This window comes from Halobacillus sp. AWH4_228 (assembly GCF_056158365.1).
Genome location: NZ_JBSWTE010000001.1, coordinates 1,172,570 through 1,191,345 on the forward strand (window position 1 = coordinate 1,172,570; position 18,776 = coordinate 1,191,345).

18 protein-coding genes are annotated in these 18,776 nt (G+C 49.1%); all 18 read left to right on the forward strand.

The annotated features are described in order from the left end of the window. Positions 1-53 precede the first annotated feature (53 nt). The 18 genes from ACXADP_RS05710 to ACXADP_RS05795 all read left to right on the forward strand — a co-directional run bounded on the left by ACXADP_RS05710 (position 54) and on the right by ACXADP_RS05795 (position 18,759). Positions 54-854 carry an MIP/aquaporin family protein gene (locus tag ACXADP_RS05710; protein WP_474969391.1) on the forward strand — a complete coding sequence of 267 codons (801 nt, stop codon included), beginning with the start codon at positions 54-56 and terminating at the stop codon, positions 852-854. A gap of 15 nt (positions 855-869) precedes the next feature. Continuing rightward, on the forward strand, positions 870-2,369 hold the full coding sequence (glpK, locus tag ACXADP_RS05715) for a glycerol kinase GlpK (protein ID WP_474969390.1): 1,500 nt from the start codon (positions 870-872) through the stop codon (positions 2,367-2,369). Positions 2,370-2,594: 225 nt separating this feature from the next. Beyond that, positions 2,595-4,262, forward strand: coding sequence for a glycerol-3-phosphate dehydrogenase/oxidase (locus ACXADP_RS05720; protein WP_474970432.1), 1,668 nt, complete (start codon positions 2,595-2,597; stop codon positions 4,260-4,262). Positions 4,263-4,580: 318 nt separating this feature from the next. Continuing rightward, a complete protein-coding gene (locus ACXADP_RS05725; protein ID WP_474971064.1) occupies positions 4,581-5,399 on the forward strand; it encodes a hypothetical protein in 819 nt (272 codons plus the stop codon). A gap of 113 nt (positions 5,400-5,512) precedes the next feature. Next, positions 5,513-5,905 carry a MerR family transcriptional regulator gene (locus ACXADP_RS05730; RefSeq protein WP_474969388.1) on the forward strand — a complete coding sequence of 131 codons (393 nt, stop codon included), beginning with the start codon at positions 5,513-5,515 and terminating at the stop codon, positions 5,903-5,905. After that, positions 5,902-7,434 (forward strand): class I adenylate-forming enzyme family protein, encoded by a 1,533-nt coding sequence (locus ACXADP_RS05735; RefSeq protein WP_474969387.1) that lies wholly within the window; start codon positions 5,902-5,904, stop codon positions 7,432-7,434. The genes ACXADP_RS05730 and ACXADP_RS05735 overlap by 4 nt, the downstream gene beginning before the upstream one ends. After that, complete coding sequence (locus tag ACXADP_RS05740) at positions 7,431-9,086, forward strand: acyl-CoA dehydrogenase family protein (RefSeq protein WP_474971065.1); 1,656 nt, start codon at positions 7,431-7,433, stop codon at positions 9,084-9,086. Before ACXADP_RS05735 ends, ACXADP_RS05740 begins: the two co-directional genes overlap by 4 nt. 178 nt (positions 9,087-9,264) lie before the next feature. After that, the gene (locus tag ACXADP_RS05745) at positions 9,265-10,446 is read left to right on the forward strand and encodes an ATP phosphoribosyltransferase regulatory subunit (RefSeq protein ID WP_474971066.1); all 1,182 of its coding nucleotides are present in this window, start codon (positions 9,265-9,267) and stop codon (positions 10,444-10,446) included. After that, entirely contained in the window at positions 10,443-11,081 is a 639-nt protein-coding gene (gene hisG / locus ACXADP_RS05750) for an ATP phosphoribosyltransferase (protein ID WP_027956307.1), read from the forward strand. Before ACXADP_RS05745 ends, hisG begins: the two co-directional genes overlap by 4 nt. After that, a complete protein-coding gene (hisD, locus tag ACXADP_RS05755; RefSeq protein ID WP_474971067.1) occupies positions 11,078-12,352 on the forward strand; it encodes a histidinol dehydrogenase in 1,275 nt (424 codons plus the stop codon). The genes hisG and hisD overlap by 4 nt, the downstream gene beginning before the upstream one ends. After that, positions 12,349-12,942 (forward strand): imidazoleglycerol-phosphate dehydratase HisB, encoded by a 594-nt coding sequence (gene hisB, locus ACXADP_RS05760; RefSeq protein WP_474969383.1) that lies wholly within the window; start codon positions 12,349-12,351, stop codon positions 12,940-12,942. The genes hisD and hisB overlap by 4 nt, the downstream gene beginning before the upstream one ends. A gap of 2 nt (positions 12,943-12,944) precedes the next feature. Next, positions 12,945-13,574 carry an imidazole glycerol phosphate synthase subunit HisH gene (hisH, locus tag ACXADP_RS05765; RefSeq protein WP_474969382.1) on the forward strand — a complete coding sequence of 210 codons (630 nt, stop codon included), beginning with the start codon at positions 12,945-12,947 and terminating at the stop codon, positions 13,572-13,574. A gap of 13 nt (positions 13,575-13,587) precedes the next feature. Continuing rightward, complete coding sequence (gene hisA, locus ACXADP_RS05770; RefSeq protein WP_474969381.1) at positions 13,588-14,319, forward strand: 1-(5-phosphoribosyl)-5-[(5-phosphoribosylamino)methylideneamino]imidazole-4-carboxamide isomerase; 732 nt, start codon at positions 13,588-13,590, stop codon at positions 14,317-14,319. Then, positions 14,319-15,077, forward strand: a complete 759-nt coding sequence (gene hisF / locus ACXADP_RS05775) for an imidazole glycerol phosphate synthase subunit HisF (RefSeq protein WP_474971068.1) — start codon at positions 14,319-14,321, stop codon at positions 15,075-15,077. Before hisA ends, hisF begins: the two co-directional genes overlap by 1 nt. Then, complete coding sequence (gene hisIE / locus ACXADP_RS05780; protein WP_474971069.1) at positions 15,074-15,697, forward strand: bifunctional phosphoribosyl-AMP cyclohydrolase/phosphoribosyl-ATP diphosphatase HisIE; 624 nt, start codon at positions 15,074-15,076, stop codon at positions 15,695-15,697. The genes hisF and hisIE overlap by 4 nt, the downstream gene beginning before the upstream one ends. Positions 15,698-15,786: 89 nt before the next feature. Continuing rightward, the gene (locus tag ACXADP_RS05785; protein WP_474971070.1) at positions 15,787-16,812 is read left to right on the forward strand and encodes a tetratricopeptide repeat protein; all 1,026 of its coding nucleotides are present in this window, start codon (positions 15,787-15,789) and stop codon (positions 16,810-16,812) included. Positions 16,813-17,079: 267 nt separating this feature from the next. Continuing rightward, positions 17,080-18,030 carry a thioredoxin-disulfide reductase gene (trxB, locus tag ACXADP_RS05790; protein ID WP_474969377.1) on the forward strand — a complete coding sequence of 317 codons (951 nt, stop codon included), beginning with the start codon at positions 17,080-17,082 and terminating at the stop codon, positions 18,028-18,030. 270 nt (positions 18,031-18,300) lie between these two features. Next, entirely contained in the window at positions 18,301-18,759 is a 459-nt protein-coding gene (locus tag ACXADP_RS05795) for an NUDIX domain-containing protein (protein ID WP_474969376.1), read from the forward strand. Positions 18,760-18,776: the final 17 nt, after the last annotated feature.

Consider the following 18,776-nt stretch of genomic DNA (forward strand, 5'->3'; position numbering starts at 1 on the left):
ATAGTTGTGCGTTTTTGGCAGGGATCCGCTGAAGATCGGAAAGGAGCGGGCACATGACGGAATTTATGGGTGAACTGATCGGTACGATGATCTTAATCATTTTTGGAGGCGGTGTCATAGCCGGAGCGAACTTGAAAGCTACAAAAGCGGAAGGGAACTGGGTGCTTATTACAATTGCCTGGGGCCTTGCTGTTGCCATGGGCGTGTACGCGGTTGGAAGCGTTACAGGCGCTCATATCAATCCGGCAGTAACACTTGGGTTTGCTGTTGTCGGAGATTTCCCGTGGGCGAAAGTCCCACTATATATCACCGCGCAGATGATGGGGGCTTTTATCGGAGCAGCCATCGTGTTTTTCCATTACCTGCCTCATTTCAAAGATACGGAGGATCAGCTGGCTATCAAATCCATCTTTTGTACGGATCCGGCCATACGCAGTCCTATTTCCAATCTGGTAAGTGAAATGATCGGTACTTTTGTACTCGTGATGGGGTTATTATTTATTGGGGCCAATGATTTCACAGACGGCTTGAATCCGTTGATCGTCGGCTTGTTGATTGTGGCCATCGGGATGTCCCTTGGTTCTACAACCGGTTATGCGATCAACCCTGCGAGGGACCTTGGGCCGAGAGTGGCGCATGCGGTTCTTCCTATCCCCGGTAAGGGAGGATCTGATTGGGGGTACTCCTGGATTCCTGTGGCCGGCCCGGCTATCGGCGGAATGTATGGCGGATTATTTTATCAAGCCATTTTCCAGGCGGAGTATACCATATGGTTTTGGATAGGATCCGCGGTTGTTGCCGCTGTCCTTCTCAGTTCCATGAACATAGAATTAAAAAAAGTGAAACAAGCATAAAGGGAGAGATTTACCATGGGAAACTATATTTTATCAATTGATCAGGGTACAACGAGCTCGCGGGCCATCCTGTTCAACCGCGATGGAGAAATTGTTGAAACCGCACAGAAGGAATTTCAACAATACTTTCCAAAAAGAGGATGGGTGGAGCATGATGCCAATGAAATCTGGACATCTGTGCTTGCCTGTATTTCCGATGTGCTCCGCCTTGCGGATGTAGACGCCGGGGACATTGCTGGAATCGGTATCACAAACCAGCGGGAAACGACCGTCGTGTGGGATAAACATACAGGAAAACCGATCTACAAAGCCGTCGTCTGGCAGTCCAGACAGACGCAGGGCATTTGTAACGAATTGAAGGAGAAGGGACTGGAAGATACCTTCCGTGAAAAGACAGGTCTTCTCCTTGATCCTTACTTCGCAGGAACGAAAGTGAAATGGATTTTGGACAATGTGGACGGAGCAAGAGAAAAAGCCGAAAACGGGGACCTGCTGTTCGGAACGATCGATACGTGGCTCGTATATAAGCTGTCCGGCCAGAAGGCCCATGTTACGGATTATTCCAACGCTTCCCGTACGCTTATGTACAACATTTATGATTTGGAATGGGACAAGGAGCTCCTGGAACTGCTGAACGTTCCAGAAAGCATGCTTCCTGAAGTGAAAGAGTCCTCTGATGTCTATGCTCATACCATTGATTATCATTTCTACGGAAAAGAAGTACCGATCGCAGGGATTGCCGGGGACCAGCATGCGGCTCTGTTCGGACAGGCCTGCTTTGAAAAAGGAATGGCTAAAAATACTTATGGCACCGGTGGGTTCATGTTAATGAATACCGGGGAAGAACCTGTCAAGTCCAATCACGGTCTGCTTACAACACTGGCCTGGGGGCTGGATGGTAAAGTCGAATATGCTCTGGAAGGCAGTATCTTCGTTTCTGGTTCAGCCATCCAGTGGCTCCGTGACGGTCTGCAGATGATCGAATCTTCTCCTCAAAGTGAAGAGGTTGCAGGAGAAGTGAATTCTGCTGACGGTGTGTATGTGGTGCCGGCCTTTGTTGGTCTTGGAACACCGTATTGGGACAGTGAAGCGCGCGGAGCTGTCTTCGGTCTGACACGGGGAACAACCAAAGCCCACTTTGTAAGAGCAACGCTCGACTCGCTGGCCTATCAAACGAAAGATGTGGTCAATGCTATGGTGGAAGACTCCGGTCTTGAATTGAAAACGCTCCGGGTGGACGGCGGTGCTGTGAAAAATAATATGCTGATGCAGTTCCAGAGTGACCTGCTTGATGTGAACGTGGAACGTCCGGAAATCAATGAAACGACAGCGCTTGGAGCTGCCTACCTTGCCGGTCTTGCAGTTGGTTTCTGGGAAGACCGCCGTGAAATCGAAAATCAATGGAAGGTGGAGCGTGAATTCCAGCCAAGTATGGAGGAAAAGAAAACGCAGACACTATATAAAGGATGGCAGAAAGCTGTGGAAGCTACCCGGGTCTTCAAGCCTGAAGAATAAATCTTTGACACGTGTCCGCTCTCTGATATAATAAAAGTACAAGTTGATGGACACGGTCGGAGACGCGGAGAGACCACGAAGCTTTATGCACAGCATAAGGAGTTTCGTGGTCTCTTTTTTTATGCCACAGTGTCTAAAGAACATTCCCACACATAACTTTCGACATTTTCGGGAATATCCGTACCAGACCATTAAATGAAGACAACGGAAGAAGGAGAGATCGATATGCAATCATTTTCAAGCTTGGAAAGACAACGTCAATTTGAACGCTTGACTCAGGAAGAGTGGGACGTACTCGTCATCGGGGGAGGAATTACCGGCTCTGGAATCGCACTGGATGCGGCCAGCCGCGGCATGAAAACAGCGGTTGTTGAAATGCAGGACTATGCAGCCGGAACATCCAGCCGCTCCACGAAGCTCGTACACGGCGGCCTGCGTTACTTGAAGCAGTTTGAAGTTAAAATGGTGGCAGAAGTAGGAAAAGAGCGGGAGATCGTATATGAAAACGGCCCGCACGTAACCACTCCAGAATGGATGCTGCTTCCATTCCACCAGGGCGGAAACTTCGGCCCGTTCTCTACGAACATCGGCCTGCGCGTCTATGATTATCTTGCTGGTGTTAAGAAATCCGAACGCCGCTCCATGATGAGTGCGGAAGAAGCCCTTAAGCGTGAACCTCTCATTAAACAGGACGGCTTAAAAGGTGCTGGGTATTACGTAGAGTACAAGACAGATGATGCCCGTCTGACTCTTGAAGTCATGAAAAAAGCAGTCGAATATGGTGCCAACTCTTCCAACTACTCCAAAGTCGTGGACTTTATCTATAGTGATGAAGGCAGAATCGTTGGAGCAGTAGTGGAGGATTTAATCACAGGAGAACAGTATAACGTGAAAGCGAAGAAAATCATCAATGCGGGCGGTCCATGGGTGGATGAGCTTCGTGAAATCGATGGCTCCAAGAAAGGGAAAACCCTGCAGCTGACCAAAGGTGTTCACCTTGTATTCGATCAGTCTGTATTCCCGCTGAAGCAGGCGATTTACTTCGACAGTCCGGACGGTCGTATGATTTTCGCTATCCCGAGAAACGGTAAAACGTATATCGGTACAACGGATACGGTGTACGATCAGGATATTTCCCACCCGACGATGACGGAAGAAGACCGCGATTATATTATCAAAGCAATGAACTATATGTTCCCGACCGTCAAAGCGACGAAAGAAGATGTGGAATCCAGCTGGGCCGGCCTTCGTCCTCTTATTCATGAGGAAGGCAAAGATCCATCTGAGATTTCCCGTAAAGATGAAATTTTTGTTTCTGATTCCGGTCTGATTTCCATGGCTGGTGGGAAGCTGACAGGTTACCGTAAGATGGCTGTGACTGCCGTGGATCTTGTCCGCGATCAGTTGATGGAAGAAACCGGCGTCCGCTATTCTGATTCCGAGACGAAGCGCATGGCTATTTCCGGAGGAGAAGTTGGCGGTTCTAAAGGATTCAAGCAGTTCAAGGAAGAACGCTTGAAAATCGCTGAATCCATTGGTATCGATAAAGAGGAAGCAGATAAACTGATCCAGCTTTATGGTGCCAACGTGGATAAAGTGTTCAATAACTTCCAAAACCGTAAGCAGGAAGCGGAGAACGAAGGCATCGATCCAATCGTCTTTGCTCAGCTTGCTTACGCGCTTGAAGAGGAAATGACCTTCAAACCGGTGGACTTCTTCGTCCGTCGTACCGCGGCCCTGTTCTTCAACATCCAATGGGTACGCGATCATAAGGACAGCGTTATTGACTACATGGCTGAATCCTTAAACTATACAGATGAGCAGAAGAAAGAATATACCGAGCAGCTTGATCAGCTTCTAAAAGAAGCCGTTACGCCTATTGAATATGTATAAGTAATCAAACCCGTCCTCTCCGGAGGACGGGTTTTCAAGTTCTCGGGGAAATCGGTGCTGCGAATTCATCAACCGACAAATGCACGGCCTCGGAATGGCCTTATTTTCATAAGCTAACAAGCAAACGGATTCTATGGTACATTCTCCGCCAAATGTCACGCAGGATTTTTCCATTGGATTCAAAAATCTTCCCGTATTGTTTGATAGATGGGGAGGAGGATGCATACTCCTTTCTTCTTCCTGTCCTCTTATAAGACCAGTTTTTTCTGAAACTTTTTCCTTGTTTGCTGCGTAGAACATAGAAAAGGGGGAAAAGGTATGATGGACATTCGGTCATTGATATTGAAAGATGCGGGAAGACAGTTGATCACGGGTGGGGTTCTGCTGGTTTTGGGTATGTTCTTTCTTTTTTCCATCCTATTATACCAGGAGGCATCCTTTATCCTTTCTCTTTTTTACTTCCCCTTGTTCTTTGTAACGGGAGCAGGATTGTTTGCAACGGGTATACAGGATTTCAAAAAATTACGGCATACGACAATCCAGACTGCGGAGTTCGGTCCTGAATACACTTATCCCCTTTTTCCGAAGCGCATGTACCTTGGGCAGCAGGATATTAGAAATGATCAAGCTGGTCTTTATGATATGAATGGGGAACGATATGCACGGGCGGAGGAAGAACACCATTGGAAGTATAAACCGGCCGCTGTCATTTCAAGCTGGCTTTCTTTTCCTTCTATTAAATCAGGTTCTTTTGTTTGTAAAGATGATTATGATGCGTCCCAGTACCGCCTTGAGAAAAAGGGCGGCTTCCAATGGCGCGGTTATATTCAGAACGAAGCCGGCAGGTATACGGCTTATACGAAAGAGTGGAAAGGGACGGATGGAAAGCGGATCATCGGTTTTATTGAAGGACCTAACCTCCGGTGGCAGCTTAAAGGAGACCGTTACCTCGGCTGGTACAAGGTGACAGATGAAAACGGCAGGATCTGGGCGGAGATTAAGCAGGGAGCTATTCCGACCGAAGCGGCCGACCGTTTCGGGAACATGCCGGGTTTTATCATAGAATGGTCTGTAAGGGAGCAGGTTCCTTCCTCCCTTGTTGCTTTTCTATTTTTATTTCAATACGGGAATTATTAAACACCAGCCAACGCTGGTGTTTTTAATTTCCAAAATTTTATAGTTGAAGGTGACGTTAACGTAAATGGTATAGTGTAATTGTTGGAAAATTCATTCAATGAGAGGCGCTGCAGATGAGAGACGGACTGTCGATTAAGGATGTAGCTGACACGTTTGATGTAACGAAGCGGACGATCCGGTATTACGAAGAGATCGGCTTAATCAGGCCGGAACGGAACCTCCAGGGACGGAGGGTCTTCTCCACGGGGGACCTCACAAGAATCCGACTCATATTCCGTGGCAAAAAGTATGGCTTTCATCTGGAAGAAATCAAGGAAATGATCGAACTATTTGATCAAGACCCTTCCGGAGTGAGCCAGTTGGAAAGGACCATGTCTTACGGGAGGGAAAAGATGGAGGAAGTGGACATCAGGATCCGTGAATTATCGGAATTAAAGGAGGAAATGGACACTTGGATGGCAAGGTTTGAGCAGGAATTGAGGGAGCGGAGAGGAGAATCGCTGTGAATGTATCAGAAATGCTGGCTTATCAGGCAAGGAAATACCCGGATAAAGATGGATTGATTTCACCCGATCGACGGTTGAGCTATAAGGAATGGGATGAACAGGTGAATCAGATGGCCCGCGCCTTTATGAGACTTGGTGTAGAACGGGGGGATAAAATTGTCATTCACATGCCGAACACAATCGAGTTTATCGTGAGCTACTTTGCAGCTCACCGGGCGGGAGCGGTGGTCGTTCCCATTCATGCCCGGCTGATAGAGAAGGAAGTTTCCTATATTTATGATCACAGTGATGCAGTCGTCCTGCTTACACATGAACAGACGTGGCCACAAGTCAAAGGGCTTGCAGAAGACAAAGTGGGAACCTTTATTAAAACCGGGGTGTCCCGGGGGAACTGGCTCTCCTACTCCGCTCTTCTGGCTCAGGAAGAGGGGGTGGAAATCGTGAATGATGCCTCTGAAGAGGAGGAGGCTTCCATTTTGTATACGTCGGGAACAACCGGGACGCCAAAAGGAGTAGTATTTACGCACAAAAACATAGTAAGCGTTTCCATTATGATGGCCATCGAAATGGAGATGAAAGCTTCGAGCCGGATTCTTCATATGATGCCACTCAGCCATTCCGCTCCGCTTCACTTGTTTTTAACCGCAGGTACCTATGTCGGAGCTGCTCATGTTACAGCCCCATCATTTACGCCTGATCTTTTGCTGGAACTCGTATCCAGAGAGAAAACGACGCATTTCTTCGGGGCGCCTGTCGCCTATTTAATGACAGCGAGACATCCGGATGTTGCTGATACAGACATGAGCTGGATGAAACACTGGATTTATGGAGGGGCGCCGCTTTCCCGTACGGAGGTGGATTTCATACAAGAACAGTTGGACACAGAGAGCCTGTACTGTGTATATGGATTAACAGAAGCCGGTCCCAACGGTACTCTTCTGCTTCCGTCAGAGCATGAAAGAAAAGCAGGCAGTATCGGACAGCGTGCGGCTCTCAACTGTGAAATGAAAATCGCCCGTGACGATGGGCAGGAAACCGAAGCGGGAGAGGTGGGCGAAATCTGTCTGCGGGGAGATGGGGTTATGAAAGCCTACTACAAAGACCCGGAGCTCACCAGAAAAGTCATTCAGGACGGATGGTTGAAAACCGGTGATCTCGCAGTGCGGGATGAGGAGGGGTATGTGTGGGTGGTCGATCGTAAGAAAGATATGATCATCTCGGGAGGTGTCAATATCTATCCGCGGGAAATTGAAACCATCCTCTTACAGCATCCCCTCATTGAGGATGCGGCGGTGACGGGCGTCCCTCATCCCGACTGGGGTGAAACGGTGAAGGCTTTTATCGTTTCGCACGGGAGGATCGATGAATTGGAAGAGGAATGCCGGGGGTTTCTTGAAGACCACTTGGCAGGGTATAAAATCCCGCGGTTGTATGAAGAAGTGCAGGAGCTGCCCCGGAATGCCACAGGCAAGCTGTTGAAGCACAAGCTTCGAGAAGAAAATCAACAGGTTCAGGGGGACCGGTCATGAATTTTTTTGTAAATGACGAAAATCTTCAGCATGTACTAAAGCAATCCTGGAATGAACCTTTTCAGGAATGGGCCTTCCCCAAGCTGGAAAATTACGGCGCGTTGTGTGCTCACGACATTGATGAGCGCGCGGCGTACACGGACAGAGATGGGCAGCCTGTTTTGATTAAGTATGACAAGATGGGGCGGGACATTTCCTATGTGCGTCTCAACGAAGGGTACTTGAAGACTGTTCAGGATACCTACAACACGGGTATTGTGGGTTTTGTTCATAAACAGATTCCGGAACTGGGTGTGCCGGGGGATTACACGTATTCCTTTGCACTCGGTTACCTGCTCTCCCAGGCAGAGCCCGGCTTTTATTGTCCGGTCACCCTTACAATGGCTACTGCCTATTTAATCGATCATTACGCTGATGACCAATTGAAAGCTGAGTATCTGCCTCACGTCCTATCCACAGGAGAGGTGGACCTTTTTGAAGGAGCGACTTTCTTAACCGAGCGCCAGGGAGGGTCGGATGTTGGGGCGAATGAAGTCAAGGCCGTGAAGGAGGGGGACGTCTACCACCTTTATGGAGAAAAGTATTTTGCCAGTAATGCCGGTGCCTGTGGCGTCGCTATGGTTCTGGCCAGGATGGAAGGTGCACCGAAGGGGACGAAAGGATTGAGTCTGTTTCTCGTGCCCTGGCGGGGCGGGGATGGACAGTTGAACGGCATTCAAATCCGCCGTTTGAAAGACAAACTCGGAGTCCGGGCTGTTCCATCAGCCGAGGTGGAATTTGCAGGAGCCGAGGCTTACTTAGTAGGAGAGGCGGATAGAGGGTTTTATTACATGATGGAAGCCTTGAACCTTTCCCGGATATGCAATGCTGTGGCTTCGATTGGAATTATGCGCCGCTCAGTCACCGAATCCCTTGCCTATGCGAAAGAACGGGAGGCGTTCGGGGGCAGGCTGATTGACTACCCGATGATTCAGGACACCCTTTCCACTATGACAGTGAAACAGGAAGTAGAAACGCGGGCGGTGTTTCACATGATCCGTGCCTTTGACCGCATGGTTCATGCTCCAGAACACCGTCCGGAAGAAGCGGTGCTGAACCGGCTTCGGATTGCTGTATTAAAAAAGGAATCAGCAGAACAGGCGGTTCACTTTGCCCAGGAAGCCATTGAACTTCATGGAGGCAATGGATATATCGAAGATTTTGTCACTCCACGGCTGCTCCGCGACGCCCAGGTGCTTACAGTCTGGGAGGGGACGGCGAACATCCTCGGCCTTGAGGTTCTCCGGCTGTTCCATAAGTATCAGGCCCACCAGCTGTTTTACGACGAGCTTAAAGCACGAATGGATGTCTTGGTAGAAGATGAGGATGTCCGGGCGGTCGACGGATACTTGGAAGATTTTCATGAAGAAGCCATCCGGATGATGCAGCTGAAGGAACGGGAGCAGACCCTTTACAGCAAACGCCTCGCCAAAAGGATGGCTCTGCTCTATGAAGGGGTCACCGCGCTGGAGATGAAAAGAGAAGGCGGACGCACAGAAAAGGCCGCCGGCTTGTATCTCCATCTGCATTTTCACCGCGAATCAAACGTGGAACATCCATTGGTCCTTCAGTATGCAGATGATCTGTTATACCGGACGGCCGTTAAACCTTAAACAGACAGTCCCCTCTTACAGGGGGCTGTTTTTCGTTGGGCGGCTGAACCGGTTTTTTTCAAAAGATTCTGTTATGATAGGGAAGAATGTATTCGGGTAGGAATTCTTGTTTGACGCGCAATCTTTATCATGTTAGCATATTAGCAAGCTAAAGGATTTGATGAAAGGATGGGTTCCATTGGTCAAACGTCTAATGTTTGAAAAACCTTTGGGAATGCGGGACACGCTTCCCTTTTTTTATAAACAAAAATCAAAAGCAAGAAGAAATTTATCGGAAACGATCCTATCTTACGGCTATTCGTTTATGGATACGCCGATTATGGAATATCACGATACCGTCGGTCAGGTGAGTGCCACACTTGATCAGCAGCTGTTCAAGCTGCTGGACCAGCAGGGGCATACCCTTGTGCTCCGTCCGGATTTGACGGCTCCCATTGCGCGTGTGGCAGCTTCTCAGCTGAAAAACAGCGAGTTCCCTCTCCGTCTGGCCTATGACGGTCCGGTCTTCCGTGCTCAGCAGGCAGAAGGAGGAAAGCCTGCTCAGTTTGAACAAGTGGGAACAGAACTCATTGGCGATCATTCTTCCTATGGAGACGCAGAAGTAATTGCTCTTCTTGTTGAATCCTTAAAGCAGACGGGGCTGGACGACTTTGTCATTACGGTCGGACACATCGGGTACGTCAAAGCCTTTTTCAACGATCTGCTTGGAGATGATCAGGAAACGATTGATGAGCTGCTGAACTACCTTTACCGAAAAAATTATGTCGGCTATAAAGAAGCCGTCAAATCCCTGGATGCCCAGGCGGATAAAAAACAATCCCTTCTCCAGCTGCTCACGCTGAAAGGCGGAGAAGAAATCTTTGAATACAGCCGCTCGCTTGCCCGCAATCAGTCCTGCATGCAGGCAGTGAATGAATTAAAACAGCTCCACAAGCTTCTGGAGCAGTACGGGGTGCAGCAGTACATTCAGTTTGATTTGAATCTGATCAGTCATATGGATTATTACACCGGGGTCCTGTTTGAAGGCTATGCCCCTCACCTGGGAGCGATGCTCTGCAATGGCGGGCGCTACGATACTCTCCTGCCTTCTTTCCAGCTCAATGCATCGGCAACAGGGTTCGCCATTCATTTGGAGCGTTTAGTGGAAGCCTTGGATGACCAGGAGGACGAAGATGAGCGCATGGCTGTCATTGTGGACGATGACTCACACAGCCGCGGCATTGAAGAAGCGAAGAAATACCGACGGGAAGGGTACGCGGTTCTGCTGCAGCACGTGGATCAGATCCCTGATATCCGAGCTTTCCAGCAGGAGCTTTCCAAAACGGTTGATTTAACGAAAAAAGGAGGGAAATCAGAATGAGTAAGCCTTTGACAATTGCCATGCCGAAAGGACGAATCTATAAAGAAGCAGCGGCTCTTATGGAAAAGGCCGGCTATGAACTTGGAGCCGACCTCGATGATTCCCGTAAATTGATCCTTGAGTTTCCGGACCAGAACATCCGGGTCATGATGGCTAAACCGATGGATGTTGTCACGTATGTAGAATACGGAGCGGCTGATATCGGCATTGCCGGTAAGGACGTCCTTTTGGAACAGGACCGGGATGTCTATGAAGTGCTGGACTTGAAAATCAGCCCATGCTACGTAGCGGTTGCCGGTCTTCCGGATCAGCCGCTGAGCCGGATTGCACCTAAAATTGCAACCAAATATCCGAAGGTCGCCTCCGATTATTTCCGTGAACAGGGGGAGCAGATTGAAATCATTCCCTTGAATGGATCGATTGAGCTTGCGCCATTAATCGGACTTGCGGATCGTATTGTCGATATCGTATCCACCGGACGGACATTGAAGGAAAACGGCCTTGTCGAGTATGAAAAGATTGCCGATATTACTTCGCGTCTGATCGTGAACCCTGTCAGCTACCGGCTGAAAAGTACAGAGATTGAACAGATGGTTACCAATTTAAGTGAAGTGATGGAGGGCATCCGGACATGAGAATCATCAATAGAACGGACCTGCCTTCGTTAAAGCGCAGTGTTGACCAGGGGACAGAAGAGCAGCGGAAATCTGTCCAAAACATTATTGCCCGCGTGAAACAAGAGGGAGACAAGGCTGTACATGCCTTTACAGAACAGTTCGACAGAGTCACGCTTGAGAAAATGAAAGTGACAAAAGAAGAGTTTGAACAAGCCTATGAATCCGTCGATGGAGAGTTTATCAGCATCCTGGAAGAAGCGGCGGCTAACATCCGCTCCTTCCATGAGAAACAAAAAACCTCCTCATGGTTCGATACGAATCCAGATGGAACGCTGCTCGGGCAGAAGATTACACCGATCGATGCTGCCGGCGTTTACGTGCCGGGGGGAACAGCAGCTTATCCATCTTCAGTATTCATGAACGTCATTCCTGCTCAAGCAGCCGGCGTGGAAAAGATCATCATGGTAACCCCGCCCGGGAGAGACGGGCGGGTGCCTGCCGGTGTGCTGCTTGCAGCCCACATCCTCGGCGTGGAACATGTGTATAAAGTGGGGGGAGCCCAGGCGGTTGCCGCTCTTGCCTATGGTACGGAAACGATTCCGGCTGTCGATAAAATCACAGGACCGGGGAATGTTTTTGTAGCCCTTGCCAAGCGGGAGGTGTTCGGGGATGTCGATATCGATATGATTGCCGGACCGAGTGAAATCGCAGTGCTCGCTGATGAGACAGCGAAAGCAGAAGAAATTGCTGCTGATCTGTTGTCCCAGGCGGAACACGACGCCCGTTCCTCCAGTGTCCTTGTAACGACAAGCTCGAGACTTGCAGAGGACGTCAAAGAAGCGGTGCTGGAACAGGTAGAGAAGCTTCCACGGAAAGAAATTGCAGGAAAGAGCGTCGAAGACTACGGGATGATCGTTTTGTGCAGGGATCATGAAGAAGCGGTTGCGGCCGTCAATGAAATGGCGCCGGAGCACCTTGAAGTGATGACCGCATCGCCTTTTGATGACCTCGGGAAGATTAAGCATGCGGGAGCGATCTTCCTCGGTCCCTACAGCAGTGAGCCGGTGGGGGATTATTTCGCTGGACCGAACCATGTCCTCCCGACCAACGGGACAGCCCGTTTTTCCAGCCCGCTGAATGTCGATGATTTTGTGAAAAAATCGAGTATCATTTCCTACAGTGAACAGGCCTTGAAGACGAATGCAGACAAAATTGCCCGTTTCGCCAGACTGGAAGGCCTTGAAGGCCACGCGCGGGCCGTCGAAATCAGAAAGGAGCGCTGGACATGACAGAACAACGCAACGCCAGCATTGAACGAAAAACAAGAGAAACAGATATCAGCCTCGATTTCACGATCGACGGACAAGGGAAGGCGGATTTGGACGTACAGGTTCCCTTTCTTTCCCACATGCTGGAGCTGTTCACTAAGCACGGCCTTTTTGATCTGACGGTCAGAGGCTATGGAGATGTGGAGGTGGACGACCACCATTTAACCGAGGATATCGGCATCTGCCTCGGCCAGACGCTGCGGGAGGCGGTAGGCGATAAATTCGGAATGAAACGCTATGGGTCGATGACCCTCCCGATGGATGAAACGCTCGTCACGGTAGCCGTTGACTTAAGTGACCGCCCTCATCTGGAATGGCGTGCAGAACTTCCGAAAGACCGGGTAGGGACCTTTGATACCGAAAATGTCCATGAATTTTTCTGGAAGCTTGCGGTAGAAGCAAGAATGAATCTGCATATCGTCCTTCACCACGGACACAATACCCACCACATTATTGAAGCCATGTTCAAAGCCTTGGCACGTGCGCTGGATGAAGCTACACAGATTGATCCACGGGTACAGGGAGTGCCGAGTACGAAGGGGAGTTTGTAAACATGATCGGTGTGATTGATTACGGCATGGGAAACCTCTTCAGTGTTTCGAAAGCACTGGAGCGTTTGAATATTGAATACAAAATCGGGGACCGACCTGATCAGCTTCACGGATGTGACGGCTATATCCTGCCTGGAGTGGGAGCTTTCCCTGATGCAATGAAAGCCTTGGCAGAGCACCAGTTTATCGGTTTCATCCACCAGAAAGTGGACGAAGGAGTGCCGTTGTACGGCATCTGTCTTGGCATGCAGCTGCTTTTTGAAAGTAGTGAGGAAGGCGGCTGGACAGATGGACTGGGTATTTTCCCAGGGACCATCCGCCGCTTTTCGGGAATCGATGAAAACGGCCGGGCCTACAAAGTACCTCACATGGGATGGAATCAGATGAACATCCGCCGTCCGGAAAAAGAGCTGTTGACCGATGTGGAGAACGAGTACGTCTATTTCGTTCACTCCTATGCGGCCGTCACAGAGGACGAGGATATTTTATATGCCACGGCGGATTATCACACCGACGTACCGGCCATAGTGGGACGGGACCACGTCGTGGCCAGTCAGTTCCACCCGGAAAAAAGCGGTCGTGCAGGGATGCAGCTGTTGGAAAACTTCTGCCGGATGATGTGCAGACAATAAGGAGGGGCACGAGATGAGTTTTACGATTTATCCTGCTATCGATATGCGCGGCGGAAAATGTGTGCGGTTGGAGCAGGGAGACTTTGATAAAGAGACCATTTATGGGGAAAATCCCTTTGAGATTGCCGAACAGTTCGCAGAAGCCGGAGCATCATGGATCCATATGGTGGATCTGGATGGAGCGAAAGAAGGATCCAGACAGAATGCTGAATTTGTGCTCCAGGCAGCCGGAAAACTGAACAGCCGCATTCAAATTGGCGGCGGTATTCGTTCTGAAGCAGATGTGAAATATTATCTGGACCAGGGTGTCGACCGCGTCATTATAGGTTCCCTTGCTGTCAGTGATATTGAAACAACGAAAGAGCTGCTGGCCGAATACGGCAGCCGCATCGCCATCGGGCTTGATGCAAGAGATGGGTATGTCTCCACAGCCGGATGGCTGGAGCAGTCGGAAATCAAGGCGGTCGATCTGGCGAAAGAGCTTGTGGAAGCCGGCGCCCGCACATTCATCTATACAGATATAGCTAAAGACGGAATGCTGGCAGGACCGAATACAAAGGAAATCGTCCGTCTGGCTGAGGAAGCCGGGGTGGATGTCATCGCTTCCGGAGGCATCAAGGACCTTGGTGATCTTCAGGAATTAAAACAGTACCGTGATCGGAATGTAGCAGGATCGATCGTAGGGAAGGCGCTTTATACGAACCAGTTCACCTTGGAAGATGCCCTCGATTTGGAGGTGGAGTAATGCTTTCCAAACGAATTATTCCATGTCTTGATGTAAAAGAAGGGCGGGTCGTCAAAGGGATCCAGTTTGTCGATATCAGAGACGCCGGGGATCCAGTTGAACTCGCCAAAGTCTATGATGAGCAGGGAGCCGATGAGCTCGTTTTCCTTGATATATCGGCCAGTCACGAAGGGAAGAAAACGATGATTGATGTCGTCCGCTCGGTCGCCTCCGAGCTTGCCATTCCTTTTACTGTCGGTGGTGGTATCCGTACACTTGAGGATATTAAAGAGACATTGAGAAACGGAGCCGATAAAGTGTCCTTGAATTCATCTGCCGTCCAGCGTCCTGAATTAATTACCGAAGGTGCCGATTATTTTGGCAGCCAGTGCATCGTCGTCGCGATTGATGCGAGATATGACGAACCATCCGATAACTGGGTCGTTTATACCCACGGAGGCCGGACGCCGACCGAGTGGTCTCTCACCGATTGGGCGCAGGAAGCGGTGAAGCGTGGAGCGGGTGAAATTCTGCTCACTTCCATGAACAAGGATGGAGAGAAGACTGGTTTTGACCTGCCGATGCTGGAAGCTGTTCAAAACGTCGTAAGCGTACCGGTCATTGCTTCCGGTGGTGCCGGCTCCAGTGAGCATTTTTATGATGTGTTTACAAAGGTGGATGCGGATGCGGCCCTCGCGGCTTCCATTTTCCACTATAAAGAAACTTCTGTAGGAAACGTGAAACGTTACTTAAAAGATAAAGGGGTGCCGATCCGATGAACATCAATGAAGTGAAATTTGACGAGCAGGGCCTGGTACCGGCGATTGTCCAGGACGAGCGCTCAAAAGAAGTATTGACCCTCGCTTATATGAATAAGGAATCTCTCGAAAAAACACTGGAGATTGGAGAAACGGTCTTTTACAGCCGTTCCAGAAAAGAACTGTGGCACAAAGGGGAGACGTCCGGAAATACGCAGCAGGTGAAACAGATCAAGTACGACTGTGATCAGGACGCTCTGCTCGTGCAGGTGATTCCGGCCGGACCAGCCTGTCATACGGGAAGCTACAGCTGTTTTTCTGAAACACTGACCGGTGACCAGAAAGAAGCAAAAGAAAACCGCTACGCCATTCTTGATGAGCTCCAGTCGGTACTTGCCGAGCGGAAATCTCTTCTACCAGAAGGCTCTTACACGTCCAAGCTTTTCCAGGAAGGTGTGGACCGGATTGCCAAGAAAATCGGGGAAGAAGCCGGAGAAGTGATCATAGCGGCTAAAAACGATGACCCGGCTGAGATGGCACTGGAATCTGCCGATCTGATTTTCCACCTGCTTATGATTCTGACAGACCGAGGTGTACCGCTAGATGATGTCCTGCGTGTGCTGGAGGAAAGACATTCCTAAGAGGGATTCCTTTTTTCTCCTATTTCTATCTTCCTATTTATGTTATACTGCATAATTAGTGAGATTTGATACGTATTAGGGGGACAGTCATGACAACATCAGTAAAAGGGACAGCGGCACGACAGAATACGAATGTTATCCCATTTCTGCCTTCAGGTAAGTTTTATTTTACCCATGGGATCCAGGCTTTCCAAAAGCGTCGTTTCAATGCCGCTGTCAAGTGGCTGAAGAAAGCTATCGAAGCCTCTCCCGAAGAACCTCTATACCCATGCCAGCTTTCAGTGGTCTACACGGAAGTTGGCTCTTATCATGCGGCCAACCAGGTGTTGACGGAAGTGCTCGCCAATTTCGGTAAGGAATACGTCGACTGCTATTACTTGATGGCGAACAATTACGCTCATCTTGGTCTGCTCAGTGATGCGAAAAAATACGTGGACACGTACCTCGAACAACCAGGTGATGGGGAATTTGAGGAAGCAGCTGAACAGTTAAAGGAAATGCTGGATTCGCTTGAGGAAGAGGAAGAAGAGGATGAGGACGAGTGGGCTTTCGAAGATGAAGATGAGCTTTTGATTTATCAGGAAACCGCCTTTTATCATTTGGAACAGGAAGAGTGGGAGCAGGCGCTTCAGCTTCTTGAAGAAATGATGGACATGTTCCCTGAGTTTACGATGGCGAAGCATAAATATGCCTTCGCTCTTTATATGAACGGCAGCGAGGAAGAAGCGGTGAACCTCGAGCGCTCGATTTTAGCTGAGGACCCCTCTGACATTCACAGCCACGTGAATCTTGCCGTATTCCATTTGAAAAATGGGCAGCAGGAAGAAGCGATGCATCATATCCATCAGCTGCGCAACGTCTTTCCTATGCACGATCAGCAGAAGCTGGCCGTAGCCGAGACACTGGCGCGCGCAGGGTTTTATCAGGAATCCATCGAACGGTTCCGGGCACTGAAGGATAGACAGGTTGTGAGAAGACGGGTGTACTACAAATGGTACAGCATCGCACTTTATCATACGGGGCAGCCGGCGAAGGCTCTTCAAATGTGGGAAAAGGGCTGCAGGCAGTTCCCTTCCATGGCTGAGGAAGGCGGGCCCTGGTCGGATCAGGTATAACAACCACGGGTAGAGGAAACAGCAGGGTCTTTCTCTCTGACCGGAAACGCTGAAGCAGATCTTTGCTGAAGAGGAGAAACTTTTCTTCGAAGGTCTGTTTTCGTATGTATGTGCTGCCATGATAGGATGCGGTCTGTCCCTGTCCTGCTGCGGCTTAAGAGCCTCCCGCTCCTCTTATAAGCACATTAATGGACGGTTTTCGTATGATTTACTATGATATGTACAGGAAACAACAAGTGATTTGGAATCATAAGGAGTTGAAGATAGATGAGTGAAGAACGTATTTATGATGTAATTATCGCTGGCGCCGGTCCCGCTGGTATGACAGCAGCCGTTTATACATCTCGTGCGAATCTGGATACGCTCATGATCGAGCGCGGAATTCCGGGCGGACAGATGGCCAATACAGAAGATGTAGAAAACTACCCGGGCTATGAAAGCATTCTAGGACCGGACCTTTCTAATAAAATGTTCGACCATGCGAAGAAGTTCGGGGCAGAATATGCCTATGGCGATATTAAAGAAGTGATCGACGGGAAAGAATATAAAACAGTGAAGGCAGGCAATAAAGAGTACAAAGCCCGTGCGGTCATCGTAACGACAGGTGCCCAGTACAAAGAACTCGGCGTCCCTGGTGAAAAAGAGCTTGGTGGACGCGGTGTATCCTACTGCGCCGTATGTGATGGGGCTTTCTTCCGGGATAAAGAGCTTGTCGTGGTCGGCGGCGGAGACTCTGCCGTTGAAGAAGGCGTGTACTTGACCCGCTTTGCGAGCAAGGTAACGATTGTGCACCGCCGTGACGAACTGCGCGCTCAGAAAATTCTTCAGGATCGTGCCTTTGATAATGACAAAATTGATTTCATCTGGGATACAGTTGTCAAGACCATCAATGATCAAGATGGGAAGGTCGGCAGTGTCACGCTTCATAACAGAAAAACGGATGAAGAATATGATTTCGATACCAACGGAGCTTTCATCTATATCGGAATGATCCCGTTGAGCCAGCCGTTCACAAGCCTTGGTATTACAAACGAGCAGGGCTACATTGAAACGGACGAAACTATGGAAACGAAAGTGCCGGGCGTCTTCGCAGCTGGAGACATCCGTGAAAAAGAACTGCGTCAGATTGTCACAGCAACAGGTGACGGCAGTATTGCAGCCCAGTCTGCACAGCACTATATTGAGAATCTTCTAGAGGAATTAAAAGTCGTCAATTAAAGATATTATATTTTAACGCTGATGTAACATCTGTGAAACATTCTTTTGTTACGCTGAAGATAATTAATTGACCCCCTTTTAATAGAGTTCGCTCTATAAGACACAGGTGCTCCTCATCTGTGTCTTTTTTTTATGATCAAGTCTTGAACGTTGTCTTTCTCACAAAGAGGTCCTTTCGGAAAATCAGCTCATAATATTGTTGCCTTGTGTGTATTCATTGTATAATGGGGAGAGATGCCCTCCTGACAGAAAATGAGGTGACGACGAACGATGCAGCGTGTAGCCAATTGTGTTTTACGTTCAAAAGACAAAGTATTGATGCTTAAAAAACCGCGCAGAGGCTGGTATGTAGCTCCTGGAGGAAAGATGGAACCAGGAGAAAACATTAAGGATTCAGCTGTGCGTGAGTTTAAAGAAGAAACAGGACTTGATATTGAAAACCCTGAACTGAGGGGATCTTTTACTTTTATTATGAGGGAAGAGGAAAAGACGGCTCAGGAATGGATGATGTTCACCTTTTATACAACGAGTTATACAGGTGAACTGCTTGAGGAAAGTGAAGAAGGTGAACTGGAATGGGTCCCTGTCGATGAAGTGCTGAACAAGCCCATGGCTGAGGGTGACCGTGAGATATTCAGACATATTCTAAGCAGTGATCACCAACTTTATGGAACATTTGTATATACGACGGATTTCAAACTGATCGATCAGGATCTGGATCCGTCATGACCTGACGAATGGGGAGC